Annotated in this window: 22 protein-coding genes and 3 tRNA genes; 13 read left to right on the top strand and 12 right to left on the bottom strand. The window is 58.8% G+C overall.

Annotated elements, in window-relative coordinates; all coding sequences use genetic code 11:
* Positions 1 to 38: 38 nt before the first annotated feature.
* Positions 39 to 1106: a bifunctional DNA-binding transcriptional regulator/O6-methylguanine-DNA methyltransferase Ada gene (ada, locus tag ABV589_RS00175; RefSeq protein WP_367084400.1), complete on the top strand. Its 1068-nt coding sequence runs from the start codon at positions 39 to 41 to the stop codon at positions 1104 to 1106.
* Here ada and ABV589_RS00170 read toward each other — a convergent pair.
* Both ABV589_RS00170 and ABV589_RS00165 read right to left on the bottom strand, forming a co-directional pair.
* On the bottom strand, positions 1103 to 1561 hold the full coding sequence (locus ABV589_RS00170) for a GyrI-like domain-containing protein (protein WP_367084399.1): 459 nt from the start codon (positions 1559 to 1561) through the stop codon (positions 1103 to 1105). The genes ada and ABV589_RS00170 overlap by 4 nt on opposite strands.
* A gap of 61 nt (positions 1562 to 1622) precedes the next feature.
* On the bottom strand, positions 1623 to 2606 hold the full coding sequence (locus ABV589_RS00165; protein ID WP_367084398.1) for an MDR family oxidoreductase: 984 nt from the start codon (positions 2604 to 2606) through the stop codon (positions 1623 to 1625).
* 184 nt (positions 2607 to 2790) lie between these two features.
* On the opposite strand from ABV589_RS00165, the gene ABV589_RS00160 reads away from it, so the two are divergent.
* The 12 genes from ABV589_RS00160 (at position 2791) to ABV589_RS00105 (ending at position 14117) form a co-directional block, all read left to right on the top strand.
* Positions 2791 to 5244, top strand: coding sequence for an autotransporter (locus tag ABV589_RS00160; RefSeq protein WP_367084397.1), 2454 nt, complete (start codon positions 2791 to 2793; stop codon positions 5242 to 5244).
* Positions 5245 to 5359: 115 nt separating this feature from the next.
* Positions 5360 to 6424, top strand: coding sequence for a nitronate monooxygenase (locus tag ABV589_RS00155; RefSeq protein ID WP_367084396.1), 1065 nt, complete (start codon positions 5360 to 5362; stop codon positions 6422 to 6424).
* Between the two features lie 169 nt (positions 6425 to 6593).
* Entirely contained in the window at positions 6594 to 7361 is a 768-nt protein-coding gene (gene modA / locus ABV589_RS00150) for a molybdate ABC transporter substrate-binding protein (RefSeq protein WP_367084395.1), read from the top strand.
* Positions 7362 to 8042, top strand: coding sequence for a molybdate ABC transporter permease subunit (modB, locus tag ABV589_RS00145; RefSeq protein WP_367084394.1), 681 nt, complete (start codon positions 7362 to 7364; stop codon positions 8040 to 8042).
* 3 nt (positions 8043 to 8045) lie between these two features.
* Entirely contained in the window at positions 8046 to 9125 is a 1080-nt protein-coding gene (gene modC / locus ABV589_RS00140) for a molybdenum ABC transporter ATP-binding protein (protein WP_367084393.1), read from the top strand.
* 69 nt (positions 9126 to 9194) lie between these two features.
* Positions 9195 to 10223 carry a DNA topoisomerase IB gene (locus ABV589_RS00135; RefSeq protein WP_367084392.1) on the top strand — a complete coding sequence of 343 codons (1029 nt, stop codon included), beginning with the start codon at positions 9195 to 9197 and terminating at the stop codon, positions 10221 to 10223.
* A 145-nt stretch (positions 10224 to 10368) separates the two neighbouring features.
* Entirely contained in the window at positions 10369 to 11994 is a 1626-nt protein-coding gene (locus ABV589_RS00130; protein ID WP_367084391.1) for an ABC-F family ATP-binding cassette domain-containing protein, read from the top strand.
* A 70-nt stretch (positions 11995 to 12064) separates the two neighbouring features.
* Positions 12065 to 12295 (top strand): hypothetical protein, encoded by a 231-nt coding sequence (locus ABV589_RS00125; RefSeq protein WP_007964938.1) that lies wholly within the window; start codon positions 12065 to 12067, stop codon positions 12293 to 12295.
* A 121-nt stretch (positions 12296 to 12416) separates the two neighbouring features.
* Positions 12417 to 12647, top strand: coding sequence for a hypothetical protein (locus tag ABV589_RS00120; RefSeq protein ID WP_007964939.1), 231 nt, complete (start codon positions 12417 to 12419; stop codon positions 12645 to 12647).
* Positions 12648 to 12754: 107 nt separating this feature from the next.
* Positions 12755 to 13039 (top strand): hypothetical protein, encoded by a 285-nt coding sequence (locus ABV589_RS00115; RefSeq protein WP_367084390.1) that lies wholly within the window; start codon positions 12755 to 12757, stop codon positions 13037 to 13039.
* A gap of 209 nt (positions 13040 to 13248) precedes the next feature.
* A complete protein-coding gene (gene msrA / locus ABV589_RS00110) occupies positions 13249 to 13755 on the top strand; it encodes a peptide-methionine (S)-S-oxide reductase MsrA (RefSeq protein WP_367084389.1) in 507 nt (168 codons plus the stop codon).
* Between the two features lie 200 nt (positions 13756 to 13955).
* The gene (locus ABV589_RS00105) at positions 13956 to 14117 is read left to right on the top strand and encodes a hypothetical protein (RefSeq protein WP_007964942.1); all 162 of its coding nucleotides are present in this window, start codon (positions 13956 to 13958) and stop codon (positions 14115 to 14117) included.
* A 60-nt stretch (positions 14118 to 14177) separates the two neighbouring features.
* Here ABV589_RS00105 and ABV589_RS00100 read toward each other — a convergent pair whose 3' ends face one another.
* From ABV589_RS00100 to ABV589_RS00055, 10 genes are all read right to left on the bottom strand, one after another.
* Complete coding sequence (locus ABV589_RS00100; protein WP_367084388.1) at positions 14178 to 14432, bottom strand: hypothetical protein; 255 nt, start codon at positions 14430 to 14432, stop codon at positions 14178 to 14180.
* 302 nt (positions 14433 to 14734) lie between these two features.
* Positions 14735 to 14821 (bottom strand) — tRNA-Leu (locus ABV589_RS00095).
* A gap of 738 nt (positions 14822 to 15559) precedes the next feature.
* Positions 15560 to 16981, bottom strand: coding sequence for a carbohydrate binding domain-containing protein (locus ABV589_RS00090; RefSeq protein WP_367084387.1), 1422 nt, complete (start codon positions 16979 to 16981; stop codon positions 15560 to 15562).
* 367 nt (positions 16982 to 17348) lie between these two features.
* Positions 17349 to 17422 (bottom strand) — tRNA-Cys (locus tag ABV589_RS00085).
* 45 nt (positions 17423 to 17467) lie between these two features.
* A tRNA-Gly gene (locus ABV589_RS00080) sits at positions 17468 to 17543 on the bottom strand.
* A gap of 60 nt (positions 17544 to 17603) precedes the next feature.
* Positions 17604 to 18164, bottom strand: coding sequence for a CDP-diacylglycerol--glycerol-3-phosphate 3-phosphatidyltransferase (pgsA, locus tag ABV589_RS00075; protein WP_007965084.1), 561 nt, complete (start codon positions 18162 to 18164; stop codon positions 17604 to 17606).
* Positions 18165 to 18196: 32 nt separating this feature from the next.
* Entirely contained in the window at positions 18197 to 20020 is a 1824-nt protein-coding gene (gene uvrC, locus ABV589_RS00070) for an excinuclease ABC subunit UvrC (protein WP_367084386.1), read from the bottom strand.
* A 2-nt stretch (positions 20021 to 20022) separates the two neighbouring features.
* Positions 20023 to 20664, bottom strand: coding sequence for a UvrY/SirA/GacA family response regulator transcription factor (uvrY, locus tag ABV589_RS00065; RefSeq protein ID WP_367084385.1), 642 nt, complete (start codon positions 20662 to 20664; stop codon positions 20023 to 20025).
* A 127-nt stretch (positions 20665 to 20791) separates the two neighbouring features.
* A complete protein-coding gene (locus ABV589_RS00060) occupies positions 20792 to 21235 on the bottom strand; it encodes a GNAT family N-acetyltransferase (protein WP_367084384.1) in 444 nt (147 codons plus the stop codon).
* Positions 21232 to 21993: a carbon-nitrogen hydrolase family protein gene (locus ABV589_RS00055; RefSeq protein WP_367084383.1), complete on the bottom strand. Its 762-nt coding sequence runs from the start codon at positions 21991 to 21993 to the stop codon at positions 21232 to 21234. Before ABV589_RS00055 ends, ABV589_RS00060 begins: the two co-directional genes overlap by 4 nt.
* Positions 21994 to 22035 lie beyond the last annotated feature (42 nt).

The raw sequence follows: 22035 nt of genomic DNA, 5'->3' as shown, positions 1-22035 counted from the left end.
GGTTAACCTGAATCAAACAGGTCAACGGACTACTCGCCATGAAAAAGCTTTCGCCCATCATCAACGTTGAAACCGATCCACGCTGGGCCGCTGTCGTTGCACGGGACCCACGGGCCGACGGGCAGTTTGTCTACGCGGTGAAAACCACCGGTATCTATTGCCGCCCCAGCAGCCTTTCACGTTTGCCCAAACCGCAGAACGTCGAGTTCTTCGAAAGTGCTCAAGCTGCCGAAGCGGCGGGCTACCGCCCAAGCAAACGCACGAGCAAGGATCAGACTGAAGTCGCCAGCCAGCACGCCGCGACCGTGGCGATGGCCTGTCGGCAGATCGAGTCGAGTGAAACAGTGCCCGCGCTCAATGAGCTCGCCGAGGTCGCCGGCCTCAGCCCGTTCCATTTTCATCGCGTGTTCAAGGCGGCTACCGGCCTGACGCCCAAAGGCTACGCAGCGGCGCATCGTTCGCGCCGGGTGCGTGAACGGCTCGCAGACGGCGGCTCAGTGACCGATGCGTTGTATGACGCGGGTTTCAATTCCAACAGCCGCTTTTATGAGTCGGCCGACAAGCTGCTGGGCATGAAACCCGGCGACTATCGCGCTGCCGGACGCAACAAAGACATTCATTTTGCTGTCGGGCAATGCTCACTCGGGGCGATTCTGGTGGCGCAAAGCGAACGCGGGGTGTGCGCGATTCTGTTGGGCGACGATCCGCATCAACTGGTCTGCGATCTGCAGGATCAGTTCCGTCAGGCCAACCTGATTGGCGCCGATGCCGGCTTCGAACAGTTGATTGCCAAAGTGGTGGGTTTCATCGAGGCGCCAGCGCTGGGCCTCGACTTGCCACTGGATGTGCGCGGTACGGCTTTTCAGGAACGGGTGTGGCAGGCACTGCGGGAAATCCCGGCGGGCCGCACCGCCAGTTACGCCGAGATCGCTCAGCGAATTGGCGCGCCGACCTCCATGCGCGCCGTGGCGCAAGCCTGCGGCGCCAACCGTCTGGCCGTGGCAATCCCCTGCCATCGCGTGGTGCGTAGCGATGGCAATCTGTCGGGGTATCGCTGGGGCGTAGAGCGTAAGCGCCAGTTGCTGGAACGCGAAACCCAGTCTTAGCTCACGCCGATGTAGACCGACACGGACTCGGGGCCGGTATAGGCCTCGAAGTCGGTAGCGTAACGGCGCTGAATCTGCGGATTGGCTGCAAAGAAGTCCCAGATCTTTCCCCAGGTCGAGATGACCGCGTCTGGCAACGGCCCCTGCGCTTCGAACACCAGATACTCGCCCGCTTCGATCCGCACGGACTCGAAGTCTTTGACTGAAGCATTCACGGCAACGCCAGCGGTAACGTCAAACGCCCCCGAAGCATCCGACTCGTAAGCCGAATACACGCCATAAATCGGCGAATGGGCTGACTTGCCGGGAATGGTTTCGGCCAGTTCCTTACCGAAGAACTGCCCCCACATCGGGCCGATTTTCGCGGTTTCAGCTTGGTGCTCTGCGGCGTTGGTGGTGCGAACGCGCAGGCCAGCAACGGTAAAGGCGTCGATTTGCTGTCGTTTCAAATCCATCGAAATTGCGGCTCCCTGAATAGAAGTGCGGCCACACAGGGCCGCAATGCCGCCTACTTTGTCAGCGATTGACGTCGACCACAACCCTGCCGCGAAGCTGTCCGGCGAGCAGTTTTGGCGCCGCGTCGATGGCTTCGCTGAGGGCGATTTCATGACTGATCAATGGCAACAGGGCGAAGTCCAGATCCTTGGCCAGACGCGCCCAGGCCTCGATCCGCCGCGCCTTGGGCTGGGTCACGCTGTTGATTCCGGCCAGGGTCACACCGCGCAGAATGAACGGCGCCACCGACGCCGGAAAATCCATGCCCTGGGCAAGACCGCAGGCTGCCACCGTGCCCTCGGCGCGGGTACTGGCGCAGGCGTTGGCCAAGGTGTGACTGCCGACCGAATCGATCACTGCGGCCCAGCGTTCCTTGGCCAGCGGTTTGCCTGGTTCCGACAAGGTTGCGCGGTCGATGATCTCGCTGGCGCCCAATTGCTTGAGGTACTCATGCTCCGACACCCGGCCGGTGGACGCCACCACGCGATAACCAAGCTGGCTGAGCAAGGCGATGGCGAAACTGCCCACTCCGCCATTGGCGCCGGTCACCAGCACTTCGCCCTGATCCGGCGTCACGCCGTTACGCTCCAGCGCCAGAATGCACAGCATCGCCGTGTAGCCGGCGGTGCCGATGGCCATCGCCTGCGCTGCGGTAAATGCCTTGGGCAGAGGAATCAGCCAGTCGCCATTGAGTCGCGCCTTCTGCGCCAGCCCGCCCCAGTGACTTTCGCCCACACCCCAGCCATTGAGCAGCACCTGATCACCAACTTTATAGTCGGGATGCGAACTGGCTTCGACCGTACCCGCCAGATCGATCCCCGGCACCATCGGGAACTTGCGCACCACCGGGCTGCTGCCAGTAATCGCCAGACCGTCCTTGAAGTTCAGCGTGCTGTACGCCACCTTCACCGTCACGTCGCCTTCAGGCAACTGCGCTTCGTTGATCTGCTGCAGGCTGGCGCGATATCCGCTGTCGTCTTTGTCGATCAAAATGCCGTTGAACATGGCTGCCTCTCAATGGGTTCAAGTCCTCGTGCCCTGAAATAACACAAAGCAACACATTGCCCCACCCGACTTTGCGCTAATTCGCAAATCCATCCAGTAATTCCGGAGCGGGCGGCTATGCTTTTTCGACGGTCGAACTTTCGCTGCCATCCTGCTGAAAGCGGCCCTGTCGATGGAGTTGACAATGTCTTACCCGCGCTCGTTGCTTGCGATACTGATGCTGTGCCTGCTGACCGTTGGCGATGCCTGGGCAGCGTCCACCCCGGCGACCAAAGCCACTGCGGCCGACACCGCCCCTAGCGCGCCGGCGTGGCCGCAAGTGATCAGCAGCGGCAAGGCCAAACTGACCGTGTACCAGCCGCAACTCGACAGCTGGGATGGCTACACCCTCAATGCCCGGGCTGCCGTCGAAGCCACCGGCGCCGACGGCAAACCCACTTTCGGCATCGTCCAGTTCAGCGCGCACACCCTGGTCGACAAAGCCACGCGCTGGGTCGGACTGGATCAGTACAAGATTATCAAGGCCGATTTCCCCGCCGACGCCAGTCAGGCAAACGTCTGGCTCAGCGCATTGCAAAAAGATGCCGAAAGCCGCAAGAAAACCATTTCCCTTGATCAACTCGAAGCCGCTGTCGGCGTGCTGTCGGCCGAGCAGAAAGCCGACAGCGCACCACTGGAAAACACCCCGCCGGCGATCATCAGTTCCGACGTCCCGGCCCTGCTCGTCTACATCGATGGCGACGCCGTGTACCGTGCGGTCGACGGCACCGCGTTGCAGCGGGTGATCAACACCCGCCCGCTATTGCTCAAGGACGCCGAGGGCAAGCACTACCTGCATGTGTTCGATGGCTGGATGGTCGCTGACAGCCTCAGCGGCGAATACACTCGTCTGAGCACACCACCGGCCGATCTGGAGAAAGCCAAACAGGCGGCGATCCAGAGCCGTCAGGTCGACCTGCTGACCGGGCAGAGTGATCCGAAAGACAAAATCCCAAATCTGGCCAAACCGCCGCAGCCGAAAATCTTCATCGCCATCACGCCCACGGAGCTGATCGTCACCGACGGCGCAGCGCAGTGGCTGCCGATTCAAGGCACCAGCCTGCTCTACGTGAGCAACACCACTGGGCATATCTTCAAGGAAATCGGTGACCAGAGCAGTTACGTGCTGATCTCCGGGCGTTGGTTTCGCGCCGCCGACATGCGCGGCCCATGGACGTTTACCCCGGCAGACAAGCTGCCGGTAGATTTCGCCAACATCCCTGACGACAGCCCGAAAGAGAACGTCAAGGCCTCGGTCGCCGGCACGCCACAGGCCAGGGAAGCCGCGATCGCTGCGACCATCCCGCAAACCTCGGCGATCAAGAAGAGCGCTGTGAAAATGACCGCGCCGCAGTTCGATGGCGAGCCGCAGTTGAAGGCGATCAACAGCACGCCGTTGCAGTACGTGGTCAACAGTGCCACCCCGATCATCCGGGTCGACAATGACAGCTGGTATGCGGTGGAAAACGGTATCTGGTTCAACGCCACCTCGGTGAACGGAACATGGAGCGTGGCCAGTTCGGTGCCGGCGGTGATCTATTCGATCCCGCCGAGTTCGCCGATGCATTACCTCACCTACGTCAAAGTCTATGAATCCAGCGGCGACACCGTGGTGGTCGGCTACACCCCGGGTTATCAGGGTTCGACGCTGGATCCGGCCACCGGTGTGGTGGTCTACGGCACCGGTTATCCGTACACGCCGTGGGTCGGCAGCGTCTGGTACGGGCCACCGGTGACCTACGGTTTCGGCGTCGCCATGCGCTACACGCCGTGGACTGGCTGGACATTCGGCTTCGGTTTCGGCTGGAGCTGGGGCGGCAACACCGTAGCGATGGGTTGGGGCTGGGGTGCTTATCCGTGGTGGGGCAATTATGGCTGGGGTTACGCCTGGGGACCGCGCTTGTACCCCGCGCCACTGGCCTGGGGCGGCGCCGCTTATGGTTATCGCGGCGGTGCTGTGGCCTGGGGCCCCGGTGGCTGGGCCGGCACCACCGGCAACATTTATCGGCAGTGGGGCGATCGCGCGACGGTGAGTCGTTATGGCGCCGGCTACAACGCCTGGACCGGCAATCGCTGGGCCGGTCAGGTCGGTTCTTCCTACAACTCGCGCACCGGCATTGCGGCGGCGGGCCAGCGCGGTGCCGTACACAATGTCTATAACGGCAATTATGCGGCCGGGCGCAGCGGTGAAGTGGTCGGGCCAAACGGTGGCGCCATCGCCGGTGGACGGGTGACCGCAGGCAACGCTCGCAATGGCACCCAGGTCAGCGCCAATCGTGGCGCGATATACAACCCCAACACCGACAAGACCACACAATATGGTGGCGTCAAGGGACGCAACGGCGGCGCCGCACGAGTGGGTGACAACGTCTACGCCGGGCACGACGGCAACGTCTACAAGAAGACCGACAATGGTTGGCAATCGATGGTCAAGGGCAGCCCGAACCGCACGGCACCGGTCAACAACAACGCGCAGTTGCAAAACCTCAATCGCGAATCCGCTGCACGCAACTTCGGCAATCAGCGAACCAACATCTTTCACGATTCCTCGCGATTGATGAACCACTCCTTTGGCGGCGGGGGATTTCATCGACGTTGAGGCCGCGCGATTGTCCTTGATCTGAAAAATTCGCACTGGCCCTGGGTCCGGTTTTGCTGTTAAAAAACCGGCTCTGCCGTCCCTGCCCCGTTTCATCGTTCGGAGAAGCGCTTCCATGAGCCAATGGCCTGACACTCGCATTCTTGACCTGCTCGGCATCGAGTTGCCGATCATCCAGGCCCCGATGGCCGGTGCCACGAACTCGTCCATGGTGATTGCCGTGTGCAACGCCGGTGGCTTGGGTTCGATGCCGGCCGCAATGCTGAGCATCGAGCAGTTGCGCGAAGAGCTGAAGACCATTCGCGAGCACACCCGCAATCCGTTCAACGTCAATTTTTTCTGCCACCAGCCACCGGCCGCCGATGAACAGCGCGCGCGAGACTGGAAAAACCTGCTGGAGCCGTATTACCGCGAGCTGGGCGTCGATTTCGACGCACCGACCCCGGTTTCCAATCGGGCGCCATTCGATACGGCAGCGTGCGCCGTGCTCGAAGAGTTTCGTCCTGAGGTGGTGAGCTTTCACTTTGGCCTGCCGGAAAAATCCCTGCTGGATCGGGTCAAGGCCACGGGTGCGAAAATCCTCTCGTCCGCCACCACCGTCGATGAAGCGCTGTGGCTTGAGCAAAACGGTTGCGACGCGATCATCGCCATGGGTTACGAGGCTGGCGGGCATCGCGGGATGTTTCTCAGCGATGACCTGAGCAGCCAGGTCGGCACCTTCGCGCTGGTGCCGCAGATCGTCGATGCGGTGAAGGTGCCGGTAATCGCTGCCGGCGCGATTGCCGATGCGCGCGGAGTGGCTGCGGCATTGGTGCTGGGTGCGTCAGCGGTGCAGGTCGGTACCGCGTACCTGTTCACCCCGGAAGCGAAAGTCAGCGCCTCCCATCACCAGGCGCTGCGCACCGCCAAGGAAAGCGAAACCGCGATTACCAACCTGTTCACCGGGCGCCCGGCTCGCGGCATTCTCAATCGGGTGATGCGCGAAATCGGCCCGATGTCAGCGAAAGCCCCGGCCTTCCCGCTGGCCGGCGGAGCGCTGATGCCATTGCGCACCAAAAACGAAGCGCAGTTCAGTAACCTTTGGGCCGGTCAGGCGTTCCCGCTGGGCCAGGAACTGAGCAGCGCCGATCTGACCCGGGAACTGGCGCAAGGCGCGCTGGCAAAACTGGTCCGACACTGATTCGATTGAGGATGAGGCATGGCACAGCCTCATCCTGTATACAACAGCACTTCCTGTTTAGCGGCATTTCGCTATATATTTCGCTATATAGCGTTTCACCCCCTCGCATCGGTGCAGTCCACCCCCAACAATAACTGCCCTCTGCACACGCCAACAACGGAGCTGTTACATGACCATTCGTGCCTCACGTTTTGCCCCAACCTGCCTGGCCACCCTGCTTGCGGTATTCGCCTTCGGCGCCGCTCAGGCTGATGAAGTGCAAGTGGCTGTTGCCGCCAACTTCACTGCGCCGATCCAGGCAATTGCTGCCGATTTCGAAAAAGACACCGGGCACAAACTGGTCGCCGCTTACGGTGCCACCGGCCAGTTCTACACCCAGATCAAGAACGGCGCGCCGTTTGAAGTGTTCCTCTCGGCAGACGACACCACCCCGGAAAAACTGGAAAAAGAAGGCGACACCGTCAAGGGCTCACGCTTCACCTACGCCATCGGCACCCTGGCCCTGTGGTCGGCGAAAGAAGGTTATGTCGACGCCAAAGGTGAAGTCCTGAAGAAGAACGAATACCAGCACCTGTCCATCGCCAATCCGAAAGCCGCGCCGTACGGTCTGGCCGCCACTCAAGTGCTGGAAAAACTCAAACTGACTGAAGCAACCAAAGCCAAGATCGTCGAAGGCCAGAACATCACCCAGGCCTACCAGTTTGTGTCCACCGGCAATGCCGAACTGGGCTTCGTCGCGCTGTCGCAGATCTACAAGGACGGCAAGGTCACCAGCGGTTCGGCGTGGATCGTTCCAGCGAGCATGCACGACCCGATCAAACAGGACGCAGTGATTCTGAACAAGGGCAAGGACAGCGCCGCTGCCAAGGCTCTGGTTGAATACCTCAAAGGCCCGACAGCCGCTGCGGTGATCAAGTCCTACGGCTATCAGCTCTAAATGTCGCTGACGACTGCCGACTTCGCGGCGATCTGGCTGACCCTGAAACTGGCGTCCCTGACCACCGCTATCCTGCTGGTCGTCGGCACGCCGATTGCCCTGTGGTTGTCGCGCAGCCGATCCTGGCTGCGCGGCCCCATCGGCGCAATCGTCGCCCTGCCCCTCGTACTGCCGCCGACTGTGATCGGCTTCTATCTGTTGCTGGCTATGGGCCCCAATGGCTTTCTCGGCCACTTCACACAATGGCTGGGCCTGGGCACTCTGACCTTCAGCTTTACCGGACTGGTGATCGGTTCGGTGATTTATTCCATGCCATTTGTGGTGCAACCGTTGCAGAACGCGTTCTCTGCCATCGGCACCCGCCCACTGGAAGTGGCCGCAACCTTGCGCGCCAATCCCTGGGACACTTTTTTCAGCGTGATCCTGCCGTTGGCCCGCCCCGGTTTCGTGACGGCGGCGATCCTTGGGTTCGCGCATACCGTCGGTGAATTCGGCGTGGTGCTGATGATCGGCGGCAACATTCCCGACAAGACCCGCGTGGTCTCGGTGCAGATCTACGACCACGTCGAGGCGATGGAATATGCCCAGGCCCATTGGCTGGCCGGGGCGATGCTGGTGTTTTCGTTTCTGGTGTTGCTGGCGCTCTACTCCAGCCGCAAGACCCGCGCGGGTTGGAGCTGACCGATGATTGATGCACGTCTGAAAATCGCTTATTCGGGTTTCAGCCTGGATGTCGATCTGCACTTGCCGGGACGCGGCGTGACCGCACTGTATGGTCATTCCGGGTCGGGCAAAACCACTTGCCTGCGCTGTATCGCCGGGCTTGAGCGCGCCGAGCAGGGTTTCATCCAGATCAACGACGAAGTCTGGCAGGACAGCGAACGACGGATTTTTGTCCCGCCGCACAAACGTGCAATCGGTTACGTGTTCCAGGAAGCGAGTCTGTTCCCGCATCTGTCGGTGCTGGCCAACCTGCAGTTCGGGCTCAAGCGCATTGCCAGGGCCCAGCGCCGGGTCGACATGGCGCAAGCCACCGAACTGCTGGGCATCGGTCATTTGCTGGAGCGTCATCCGCAGCATCTGTCCGGCGGCGAACGCCAACGTGTCGGCATCGCCCGCGCACTGCTGACCAGCCCGAAACTGCTGCTGATGGATGAGCCGTTGGCTGCGCTCGACAGTCAGCGTAAAAACGAAATCCTGCCGTACCTGCAACGGCTGCATGATGAACTGGACATTCCGGTGCTCTATGTCAGCCACGCTCAGGATGAGGTCGCGCGACTGGCCGATCATCTGGTGTTGCTCAGCGACGGCAAGGCCCTGGCCAGCGGCCCGATTGGCGAAACCCTCGCGCGCCTTGACCTGCCAATGGCGATGGGCGACGACGCCGGGGTGATCATCGAAGGTCAGGTCAGTGCCTACGACGCCGATTATCAGTTGCTCAGCCTGCAACTGCCGGCCACCGAAATGAACATCCGCGTGACCCACGCACCCATGGCCGTGGGCCAGGCTTTGCGCGCCAAGGTGCACGCCCGTGACATCAGCCTGAGCCTCCACGACAGTGTGGCCAGCAGCATCCTCAATCGGTTGCCGGTCACTGTGATCAGCGAGCAGACGGCGGACAATACCGCGCATGTGCTGATTCGTCTGGACGCTGGCGGCACACCGCTGCTGGCGCGGATCACGCGGTTTTCCCGGGATCAGCTTGGCATCCACCCGGGCCAGCATTTGTGGGCGCAGATCAAGGCCGTCGCCGTGCTGGCCTGAATTGGTTGGCACGACGGCCACGGCGCGCGGTCAATCGCTGTAACAGAGCGATTCGCCAAGGACACCGCCATGCCCGACACCGCACTAGCCGACGTCTTACCGCCCGACCTGCATTACGTCGACGATACTCAACCCGGCCTCACCCGTAAAAAGCTGCGCGGCAAGTTCGTCTATTTCGATCCGGCCGGGCAGCGCATCACCGACCCTGATGAGATCAAACGGATCAATTCGCTGGCAGTGCCGCCGGCCTACACCGACGTGTGGATCTGCGCCGATCCGCGTGGCCATTTGCAGGCCACCGGCCGCGATGCCCGGGGCCGCAAGCAGTATCGCTATCACCCGCGCTGGCGCGAGGTGCGCGATGCCGACAAGTACTCACGCTTGCGTGAGTTCGGCCTGGCGCTGCCAAAGTTGCGCAAACAGCTCGAAACCCTGCTGGACGCACCCGGCTTCAGCCGTGACAAGGTCATGGCCACGGTCATCACGCTGCTCGACGCCACGCTGATCCGCGTCGGCAACACCCAATACGCGCGGGACAACCGCTCCTATGGCCTGACCACCCTGCGCAGCCGGCATGTCGAGGTCAACGGCAGCGCGATCCTGTTCCAGTTTCGCGGCAAAAGCGGCATCGAACACCAGATCACCGTCAAGGATCGTCGCCTGGCGCGCATCATCAAGCGCTGCCTGGAAATCCCCGGGCAGAATCTGTTCCAGTATCTGGACGAAAACGGCGAGCGACATACCGTCAGTTCACACGACGTCAACAGCTACCTGCAAACCCTCACCGGTGCCGATTTCACCGCCAAGGACTACCGCACCTGGGCCGGCAGCGCACTGGCCCTGGCGGTATTGCGCGAACTGCAATGGGAGTCGGAAGCCGAGGCGAAACGGCACGTGGTGGAGATGGTCAAGAACGTGTCCAAACAGCTGGGCAACACCCCGGCGGTGTGCCGCAAGTGCTACATCCATCCGGCCGTGGTTGAGCGCTTCCTGCTCGGTGCACTGGCCGAACTGCCTCGTCCGCGAGTGCGCAAGGGCTTGCGCTCCGAGGAAGTGGCGCTGGCGATGTTTCTCGAGCAAATGATGGATGCGCCTTGATCGCGGCGGACGGGTGATCTAGGCTAGCTACCTCTCCTCCTTCTGGACGACCGCAGACAGTGAACAATCAAGCCTTCTGAAAATGTAATCGCGATAAGCGCTGAATAGCGCCTGTCAGTCTTCACGACATTTTTCGGAGGTGCCGATGACTCACGTCTCGCGTACGCCTGCCCTCGTCTCCCTGAATCAAACCAGTTTTCAGTTCGCCAATGGCGAGGCGATTTTCAACGACCTGAATCTGCATTTCGATCACATCCACACTGCCATCGTCGGACGCAACGGCGTCGGTAAGAGCGTGCTGGCCAAGCTGATTGCCGGACATTTGCAACCGACTGCCGGCAGCGTCACCTGCTCGGTTCCATTGGCCTATGTGGCGCAAACATTCACCGCCGATGCGGCGCAGACCGTGGCCGATGCCACCGGCACCGCTGCCGCTCTTCGCGCATTGCAACGGCTGCAGTGTGGCGCGGCGGCGGCGGAAGACTTCGACATCCTCGGCGAGCGCTGGGATCTGCCCGAACGTCTGCGCCAATCGCTGGATAACGCCGGTCTGCCAGACATTGCCGCCACGGATCTGACCCAACCACTGAGCGGCGGCCAGCAGGCGCGGCTGGCGTTGATCAGAGCGTTTCTGAGTCCGGCGCGCCTGTTGGTGCTGGATGAGCCGACCAATCATCTGGACGGCCCCGGCCGCGACTGGTTGATGAACCAACTGGAACGCTGGCGCGGCGGATTGATCGTCGTCAGTCACGACCGGCAATTGCTTGAGCGCATGCAACGTATCGTCGAGCTGACGCCGCTGGGTGTTACGGTGTACGGCGGCAATTTTTCCGCTTACCAGCAGCAACGACAGATCCATCAGGCGGCGGCGCAAGCGACGCTGGATCAAAGCCGAACCGAGCGCCGGCGCGAGCAGCAGCGCTTGCAAAACGAGCACGACACCATCCAGCGGCATGCCGCCCGCTCACTGCGCAATGCCAAAACCGCCAACGTCTCCGGTTTCGAGCGCGCCGGCCTGAAAGGTGCTGCGAGGCAGATCATGGGCCAGGTGCGTCATGGTCATCAACAGCGCAAATCCGAACTCGATGCACGGGTGCGCGATGCCTACGCCAAAGTTCTCGCGGACGAGACCGTGTTGATGAACCTGCCCGGCAGCGCAGTGCCCGCTGCGCGCAGGGTCTGCTCGTTGATTGATGCGCGCCTGCCATGGCTGCCGGCGCAACCGGTCAATCTCGCGCTGAGCGGTCCTGTGCGCGTCGCCGTCAATGGTCCGAATGGCTGCGGCAAATCGACGTTGCTCAGAGTCCTCGCAGGTCAACTGCAGCCCGACAGTGGCGAGTGCATCATCCATGTTCCCGTGGCTTATCTGGACCAGCATCTGAAGCTGCTGGATGACCGCCTCAGCGTCATCGAGCAACTGTTGGCGCTGCAGAGTCCGTTGAGTGAAAGTACATTGCGCGGCCATCTGGCTCATCTGCAACTGGACGCGCAACGGGTCACCCGACCGAGCGCTTCACTCAGTGGTGGCGAACGCTTGAAAGCCGCACTGGCGGTGGCCTTGTGGGGCAAGACACCTGCGCAATTGTTGCTGCTCGATGAACCGAGCAATCATCTGGATCTGGCATCGGTTCAGGCTTTCGAACAGGCATTGCAGACGTTTCCCGGCGCCATTGTCGCGGTTTCCCACGATTCTGAGTTTCTACAAGCATTGAAACCGACGCATCATCTGGATTGGCATGCCACAGAATGGCGGCTGCAACCGACGAACTGACTGGCTATTTTTTGCACGATCGGCCAAGGCTTCTATAGTTGATCTGACACCCATTTGCTGTGGTGACGCCATGGAAGACATCTTTGTCGTGAAGCGCTGCAACAAAATCATCATTCACGGCCGCCGCGCCGGGGAAAGCCAGCACGAGCCCGCCGAGGCCAGCAGCTGGTTTCGGATCAACGACACGCGCACCGGCGGCTTCATCGGCGATGGCTACGATCTTGAGGAGGATGCCCGACGCGAATGCCGACGGCTCAATGCGGCCAGCTCGCCGCTGCCGGCGCGACAATCGGCCGGCTGATGCAATTGACAGGCGGGGTCTATACTCAAAGCAGCTGACGACCAGCGCCCCAACGGCACAGAGCTCGCAGCCCGCGGGCTCTTTGCTGCCTCTCAACGGTTTTTCTGAACGGAGGTGTTCCATGTCCGAAAAAGAGTCCATCACCACCCTCCTCACTCTGCTCGACTCCCGTCAGGCTCGGCTGGCTGCGGCCTGCAAGGAAATCGCCGACTGGGTCGATCATCAAGGCGGCCATCCGACCGCCCTGCGCATCCGCGATCGTCTGAACGACATCGAAAAAGACACACCGCTGATCCGCAGCACCCTGTCGTCGCTACAACCGGTCGAGCGGCCACTGCCACGTTTCAGATGACTGCGCAGCGATAAACGACAGTCTCCGGGCGCACCACTGGGCCGATCCGGCGAACGCCTGCGGTCGTGGGAGGTCAAAACCTGTACACGTCACCCAGGAGACTGTTCATGGTTATCCATTTCAAAACAGACGGACATCTGGCTTGTGGTCACAAGGGCAACAACCTGGCCTCCAGCCTGGAACTCAATCGCGTCAAATGCCGCAGCTGCCGCAACACCGACGCCTACAAAGAAGCACGCAAGGCCCAGCGCAATGCCGCACGCCGCGCGGCGCGCCACACCAAGGCTGATCACGGCGCATCGAACTGGCGTTCGGAGTGGATCGAACGCCTGACCGCACTGGCCGGGCCGCAGCGTCTGCCAAGGGGCTTTTTCGGGCAAGCGTTTGTATAACCGCCTGATGTCGTGTTTTTAGTCCATCACTCGATGTGAACTGCCCCGAATTCAGCGCTCGAACCCATCAATGCCCTGGCCTGAGCGTCAGGGCTTTTTGTTGAAAATACCGGATCGAGCCGTCCTTATCCCTGAGTCAAGCTTGCAAATAGCCAACGCGCCCTCATAACCAGCACCGTACCCACAGTCACCGAGAGGCAAAAAAGATCATGACCGGACAAACCGAAACCGCGATTCTCGCCGGCGGCTGCTTCTGGGGCATGCAGGACCTGCTGCGGCGCTATCCCGGCGTGCTGCAGACGCGAGTCGGCTATAGCGGCGGCGATGTACCGAACGCCACCTACCGCAACCACGGCAACCACGCTGAAGCCATCGAGATCATTTTCGACCCGGCGGTGATCAGCTACCGGCAGATCCTCGAGTTCTTCTTCCAGATCCACGATCCGAGTACGCCTAACCGTCAAGGCAACGACCGTGGCCCCAGCTACCGTTCGGCGATCTATTACCTCAGCGAAGAGCAACGCGACATTGCCGAGGATACCGCCGCCGACGTTGACGCTTCCGGTCTCTGGCCGGGCCGAGTAGTCACCGAAATCGAACCCGCCGGGCCGTTCTGGGAAGCGGAACCTGAACATCAGGACTACCTGGAACGGATACCGAATGGTTACACCTGCCATTTCATCCGCCCGAACTGGAAGCTGCCCAAGCGCAGCTGAAACACACTTGCGTAATCACTCCACGCACAGCGCCGGCCTTAACTGAAGACCGGCGCTTGCGCACCTCTGGAATCGATCATTTCCGCGAGCCCTCCGTAGCACAGTTCAAGCGCCCGAGGATGAACATACGTTCATCGCAAGCATGGCTCAAAGCGTCTAGCCTGCGGGTTCCAACATAGTGCCTACAGGAGTACCCCACCATGTTCTCGCACGAAAGCCTCCCGCTGATTGCCATTTTCATCATCTTGCTGCTGTGCGTACTTGCGGCGTTTTTACACCCGGTTCACGCTTTCTATAGCTGGCTTCGCCGGCGCAGGGAAAAAGCGTCGGCCCGGACACAGGAAGAAGTAAATTCTCGCTGAGGTTAGCTCTGAGAAGCCCGGATACGTCCGGGCTTTTTGTTGTCCGCCAAAAACATAAGATTATTCAAGATGGTGAAGCAGGCTTGGTTCCGTAGCCACTTCGACCCGAGTGATTCCCATCACTTCCGCCTGCTGGAGAATCTCTTCAACGGTGGAGTCCGCAGTCGGCATGATCAAGCTGTTCTCACCATCGCCAAAATGTAGCTCGAGTAGATGCATTGCAGCATCCGCGACCGAAAGTTCCGACTGATTCAGCTGGAGCTGATGCGTACGGGGTGTGTCGTTGAACAAATATTGGATCGTGTAGTTGCGCATGGATGACCTCTGAATGAAGGGACGACTCATCATCCCGACTTACCGGTCAACTTTTAGTTCAAGGAATCGGTGTCTGGCAGACGACGTGCGCTCGGTCGAATGGCGGGCACAAAAAAAACCCGGAGCTCAGCCGGGTTTTCAATTGGTGTGTGATTCACGTTATCCATGCTCCCGCTCTGATGCGCTATGCATCTTCCCTTGAGATCGTTTCGACCCAGTGAATTGCATAGAGCGCCCAACAATTGCAGGGTACAAATGATAAAGGCCTGCATGAGAAATCTCATGCAGGCCTTTGATATTCATGGTGCCCGAAGCCGGAATCGAACCGGCACGCCCTTACGAGCGGGGGATTTTAAGTCCCATGCGTCTACCAGTTTCGCCATTCGGGCGGTAGCGCTGTTGTAGTGCTCAAATCAGTCGACCAGAGAATCTGTCTGTGTTGAGCCTTTGAAGCAGAGCGGGAAATATATACATCACGTCCCGGTGAAGCAAGTTCACAGTGGCTGATTTCAAGACTAAATCTTGCAGCACACTGAAAATAAAAAAGCTCCGTAAATCATGGATCTACGGAGCTTGTTTATAAAGGAGGCCGAGGTCGGAATCGAACCTGCGTAGGCGGATTTGCGATCCACGCTACAAAGCTAAGTAGATCAATAGGTTAGCACGCATTTTGTTCCGCAAGCTACTGATTTCTGAAGCCTTCTAGGGTACGTCCCATCCAAAGGGAAATATCGTTGCGGAAATCTTTTCACGCCCCACCAATCGCGAGACAGGTAAACTCCTGGCTCGGTTGATAACTATCTACCTGGTAGCTTGAACCCATTTTCAACACCGTTTCCTGATGACCCAGCGGCGCAATGCGGACTCGACAACTGGACGACTCGACAACCCCGAGCGAACGGCAGGCTTCGACGTGGCTATAGCCCTGATCAAGCACGAGGCCTGCGGCCTCGCGTTGAATTCAGCAAAAGGAACGACGTTGCTTGGTCATCAGACACCTCCAAATGGCGAGCATTCTCGCCTAAATGGGTGTCCGGTTTCATTAGAGCACTACACAGTACGTGCGATTTACTGGCGATCAGGGTGGGAGGCAAGACAGAAGAGGCCACAGATCTGTGGCCCCATATTCAAATGTCTAAAGCCGGGTTTCCAGGATTGGCAATCACCAGGCGTCCCACATGGTAATCATTGCCATTGCTGTCATTTTCATGACTGATCACCTCCAGATTTGTCGGCCCCGCTCCCGCGGTGAAGTTCCCTGTTATTGTCACCCACTCATCTGTAGTTATCAGCTCTACCACGCCACTGATGTCTTTACCGTCAACGCTCAATGAGAGCTTTGGTGTACTAAACTTCCCGATCACCCGCTTGGCGCGGATCAGAAACGAATACTCTTGCCCTGGTTCCAATCCAACCAGAGTTTTCTTCAGGATAGTGCCGGCATGCGCTTTGTTCGCAGCTGTTTTAAAATAAAGACCTTTAGTTTTTTGCTTCGCGTAATCGACAAGTTGACAGTCATGTCCGACGGGCCCGGCTTCCCAGTGGTTCCAGTCGCCATCAGTAAACATCGTTTTATCGACGAATTCGGATACCTGGGGCTGCTCTTCCACCCCGGAGTTACTATTCCCAGGTTGCTCAGCACTGTTATTCCCAGTGTCTTTTTTCGCATCATGTTCATGACAACGACAAGCGTGTTTTTCTCCTTTGCTGCTCGGGGCGCAGGACTCAACCAGACCTTTCAGTACGTCGGCCAACGTATTAACCGCTTTGACAATCTCGGGGAGTTGCTCGCAGAGATTACTATTTCCTGAAGCGGTATTATCTGGCTTATCGACAGGATCTTTACCTTCCAACTTATCGGCCTCTTCTTTCTTCTCTTCGACACTTTCCTGATGGGGTACCTTGCTGGCGCAGATAGCGTTTTTCAGTACTTGGGAGAAATCAGCAATGCCTTTGGTGTAAATATAATGTTCACCGCCGGTGCGTAATGCAAAACGCTTGTACTCCTTAACCATGGCCTCTTCATCAGCAGGTGTAGGGTAAGGCAGAGTATGGTGCGGAGTTCCCAGATAGGAGTGAACCTTGACAGTATGGGCCAGTGCGGTGTCGATGGCATCATCACAGGCTTTAATGCGCTCTGCATTCAGTACCATCTCTCCGCCGTACAGGCTTTCATCTCCCAATACGAAGAGATTTCTTTCCGCTCCTTTGCGCCAGTCGAAATATTTGATGATGTCTTCGGCAGCCGGCGCTACATCCTCCTGTGCCGGATTACCGACGGCACTGGCTTTTCGGCCTTTGATCTTACCGTCGTCGACCCCAAGCGTCCCGGTAAGATAGCTACGTGCGCTCTTATCAAATTTTGAATTGCCAAAAGTACCCTCAATACCAAGAAACTCAACACGTAAATCCGAAGGACAAGCTTTACTTGCCTCCTCGATTGCCGCATTAAGCCTTGCACTGAGCGCGGATGCTTCATCCTTCATTGAGTTACTAGAGTCAATTAAAAAGACTAGGTCGACCTTTTTCGTATTATCAGTGGTGGTCACTTGCACGCTCCTTGAAAAATTAAAATTTCCTTCCTCTTCCGGGCTATCGCTCAGCTGCATCACTATGAACCCGAACGCGCAAATTAGATTAGGCCAGCGACGTAGTTGCACAACCCTTTAATTGAAATTGTTAGATAACGTCAGGTTCAAGGGCTCGCTTGTAGCAGCAACGTATTTCATTCTGAAATCGTTTCTTGACAGCCACCTGACGTTAACTCAGCAGCACCACGAAAAAACCTAAAGCCCCAATAAAACCACGTAGCCAGTACGATAGGTTGCGGAACACCCTCAAGAATTGCGGAACACCCCACTTTTTCGCAGGCAATAAAAAACCCCGTAGATCATTGATCTACGGGGTTTTTAATAGTGGAGGCCGAGGTCGGAATCGAACCGGCGTAGGTGGATTTGCAATCCACTGCATAACCATTTTGCTACTCGGCCTCAAACGATCGCTGTTTAGTAGCACAACAACAACCGCGTACAAACTGGAGCGGGAAACGAGACTCGAACTCGCGACCCCGACCTTGGCAAGGTCGTGCTCTACCAACTGAGCTATTCCCGCTTGGTGTGGCGCATTCTATAGATTTCAGATGCCCCGTCAACCCTTTGATTCAAAAAAGTTTTATTTCTTTTCAACGTCGGTTTTCAGATGCGGCCAGGCGGCCCGCAGGTATTGAACCATCGACCACAATGTCAGGCCTGCCGAGATCATCAGCAAGGAGTAACCCAGCAAGACCCAGAAGCTGAAGTCGCGGGGATTGGCCAGCAGGATCACCAGCGCCAGCATCTGCGCTGCGGTTTTCCACTTGCCGAGATTGGACACTGCTACATGAGCGCGGGCACCCAGTTCGGCCATCCATTCACGCAAGGCCGACACGACAATCTCGCGGCCGATGATGACGGCTGCGGGAAGTGTCAGCCACAAGTTGCCGTGTTCCTGCACCAGCAATACCAGGGCGACCGCCACCATCAGCTTGTCGGCAACCGGATCGAGGAATGCGCCAAACGGCGTACTTTGTTCCAGGCGGCGGGCCAGATAGCCATCCAGCCAGTCAGTTGCCGCCGCAAAGGCGAATACCGAGGCGGAGGCCATGTAGCTCCACTGGTAAGGCAGGTAAAACAACAAAATGAAGATCGGGATGAGCAGGACGCGGAGAACGGTAATCAGATTAGGGATATTCATCGGCACAACTGGCTACGAGGTGAGTTGGCATTCTACTCGCTATGCAGGTTTGCATAAATCGACTCTGCGAGCTTTTTACTGATCCCCGGTGCTTTGGCGATCTCTTCGATGCTTGCACGAGACAGCTCCTGCAATCCACCAAAATGTTTCAACAAGTCCCGACGCCGGGTCGGCCCGACACCCGCAACGCCTTCCAGCGTCGAGGTGCGGCGGGTCTTGCCGCGCCGCGCACGGTGGCCGGTAATTGCGAAGCGGTGAGCTTCGTCACGTATCTGCTGAATCAGGTGCAGTGCCGGTGAGTCACCGCGCAGGGTGAACTCATGGGCGGCATCATTAAGATACAAAGTTTCGAAGCCGGCCTTGCGTGTTGCGCCCTTGGCCACACCCAGCAGGATCAGATCCGGCACCGCCAATTCATTGAGCACGTCACGGGCCATCGACAACTGACCTTTGCCGCCGTCGACCAGCAGAATGTCCGGCAGCTTGCCCTCCCCGTCCTTCAGTTTGCTGAAGCGCCGAGTCAACGCCTGGTGCATGGCCGCATAGTCATCGCCCGCCGTGACGCCTTCAATGTTGTAGCGACGATAGTCGGACTTGATTGCGCCTTCCGGGCCGAACACGACACAGGAAGCGACGGTGGCCTCACCACTGGAATGACTGATGTCATAGCACTCAAGACGCTGTGGCGGCTCATCCAGATTCAGCACTTCAGCCAGCGCATCGAAGCGCGCTGCCGTGTGTTGACGGTTGGCCAGGCGTGCGCCCAGCGCTTGCTCGGCATTGGTGACCGCCAACTGCTGCCAGCGCGCCCGTGTGCCTCGCACCCGAAGGCTGATGGTCAGTTCACGACCGCGCAACTCGCGGATGGCTTCGATCAGGGCTGTAGCGTCTTCCGGTACCACATTGACGATCAACTCGCTGGGCAGGTCGCGCTCCGGACTGCTGATGTAGTACTGACCGAGAAACGCCGCCATGACTTCGGCAACTTCCTCCTCGATACCAACCTGCGGAAAGAAGTTCTTGCTGCCCAATACACGACCGCCACGCACGCTGATCAAATGAACGCAAGCGCCGCCCGGGTTGACGAAGGCTGCAATAACATCGATGTCGCCCGTGCCACCTTCCATGCTTTGCTGGTCCTGGACCCGGCGCAGCAAGGCAATCTGGTCACGCAACTCGGCAGCACGCTCGAATTCCAGATTGATCGCCGCCTCTTCCATCGCGGTTGACAGCTCATTGGTCAGGGCGTGACTGCGCCCCTCGAGAAACATCACCGAATGGCGTACATCCTCGGCGTAGACCTCAGGTTCGACCAGGCCGACACAAGGCGCCTTGCAACGCTTGATCTGATATTGAAGACACGGGCGCGTGCGATTCTTGTAGTAGCTGTCTTCGCACTGACGGACGAAAAAGGTCTTTTGCAAGAGGCTGAGGCTTTCGCGAATGGCCCCGGCGCTCGGGTACGGGCCGAAATACCTGCCCTTGGCCTTCTTCGCGCCACGGTGGATGCTCAGACGTGGGAATTGGCCATCAGACAGAAGGACATAGGGATAGGACTTATCGTCGCGCAACAGAATGTTGTACGGCGGACGCCACTCCTTGATCAGCGTCTGTTCAAGCAGCAACGCCTCGGTTTCGTTGGCGGTGATGGTCGTTTCGACCTGCGCGATACGCCCGACCAGCGCAGCGGTTTTCGGCGCCAGCCCGGTCTTGCGAAAATAGCTGGCAAGGCGCTTCTTGAGGTTCTTGGCCTTACCGACATACAGCAGGCGCGCCTCGCTGTCGAACATGCGATAGACGCCGGGACGCCCACTGACTGTCGCCAGAAAGGCGCCGGAATCGAATGCTTCAGTCATGATCAGGCGCTGGCATCAACCATGCCGTGGCGTACTGCCAACAGCGTCAGCTCTACGTCGCTGCTGATCGACAGTTTTTCGAAGATCCGGTAGCGGTAAGTGTTCACCGTTTTCGGCGACAGACAAAGTTTGTCGGAGATGATCTGCACTTTCTGGCAGCCGACAATCATCAAGGCTATCTCGATTTCCCGTTCGGACAAGGCATCGAAAGGTGAATCGTTGGTTGGCTGGAACGATTTGATCGCCAGTTGCTGGGCAATCTGCGGGCTGATGTAACGCTGCCCGGCAAATACCAGGCGGATCGCCTGAACCATTTCCGGCAATCCAGCGCCCTTGGTCAGGTAGCCGGCGGCGCCTGCCTGCAACAGACGTGTAGGAAACGGATCCTCCTCACACACCGTGACAGCGACAACCTTGATATCCGGATGACTGCGCAACAGTTTGCGCGTGGCCTCGAGACCACCGATACCGGGCATCTTGACGTCCATCAGAACCACATCGGGTTTCAACTCACGAGCCTTGATCAGGGATTCTTCCCCGGACTCGGCCTGTCCAACCACCTGCAAGCCATCGATATCGGCCAGCATACGTGTAATGCCTGTACGAACGAGATCATGGTCATCGACCACTAGCACCCTAATCAAGCAGACACCTCGCGATATGGTCTTATTGGGATGCCGGACACCTTAGCAAAAAGTGCCGGACAGACCTAGCGGCAAGCGTCATTTAAAAAGTTTCAATTCATCATCGAGGGCTTGCCGGCCGTGGGTTTCAGAGCACAGGTGTACCGAAATCGAGCTGCATCCTCAGGAAACACTCGTCCTCGCCACACACCTTGAAGCCTTTTCTCTTATACAGACTTTGCGCCGGATTATTTTTGAATACTGTCAAACGCAGTGCCTGGAGTTTTTCGCCACAAGCCAGGGCGACAACCTGATCAATCGCCCAGGATCCTGCACCCTGCCTGCGAGAGGCCTCGGCTATCTGCAGCTCGCGTATGTACAAGGCTCGGCGATCGCGACTGAGACTGAAAAATCCCACAGGAATTTCACCAAGTAGGATCAGCCAGTTGTCCCGGCCTTCCCAGGCAACGTCGAATGCTTCGTCCTGCCACAGCAGATCATGGGCAATGTAATAGCGCAGCATGTTCTGACACGTCAGCTCTCGGGCAAATACCCGATCAGACTGTTCGGCGCGACGCAAACGGTAAGTCATTGCCCCACCACCACGGGTACTACCCGTCCCTGCCATTCGCCGGCATCACGTCGCGCGACGACCAACAGTTCACCAGGGCCTGGCGCGGCGGCGACCAGCGTGCCATTTTCAGACCAGACTGCACTGCGACCCGCCGATTGCCATCCACCCGTGAGCCCGGCGTGATTGGCCATCAGCACCGCCATTAAGTGGTTTTGGGCATAGCCCTGCAATATTGCGCTATCTACGCCATAACCTTTCTCGCCAATCAGCACGCCTGCTGCGTACAGGTCGGCGCCAACCTCGGCGGCCGCTGCCGCGTGACTGGCGTGGGAAAAATCAGCACAGACCGCCAGCGCGACGGTATCGCTGGCTATCCGCAAGGTAGAACCACCAGCCCCAGAGGCATAAAAGAGTTCTTCGCCACTGTGCAAATGTTGTTTGCTGTAAACCTTGAGAGAACCGTCCCCGGCTAACGTCAGCGCGCCGATCAATACCTGCGCACTGTCCTCGTGGCGAATCGGCATGCCGACGACAGCTGTGAGGCCCAGCTCGCGAGCGCGATCGCGCAAGCGTTGCAGCACCGTGCCCTGCGGATCGATTGCCAGGTCGGCGGCCATCTGGCCTTCGTAGCCTGTCAGCGACAGCTCCGGGAACACCAGCAGCTCGACGCCCTGCTCAGCCGCCACGGCCATGAAGCGCAAATGACGGGCGATGTTCGCCGCCAGATCACCGGCAACGGAAAACGATTGGGCTGCAGCAATGGTGAACGTCGACATTATTCATCCTTGGGCTTGCGCAAAATCTCAGTGTGTCACAAC

The organism is Pseudomonas sp. HOU2, from assembly GCF_040729435.1.
GTDB lineage: Bacteria > Pseudomonadota > Gammaproteobacteria > Pseudomonadales > Pseudomonadaceae > Aquipseudomonas.
Note: the sequence above shows the minus strand (reverse complement) of the source record. Positions and strands in the feature narration are given on the sequence as shown.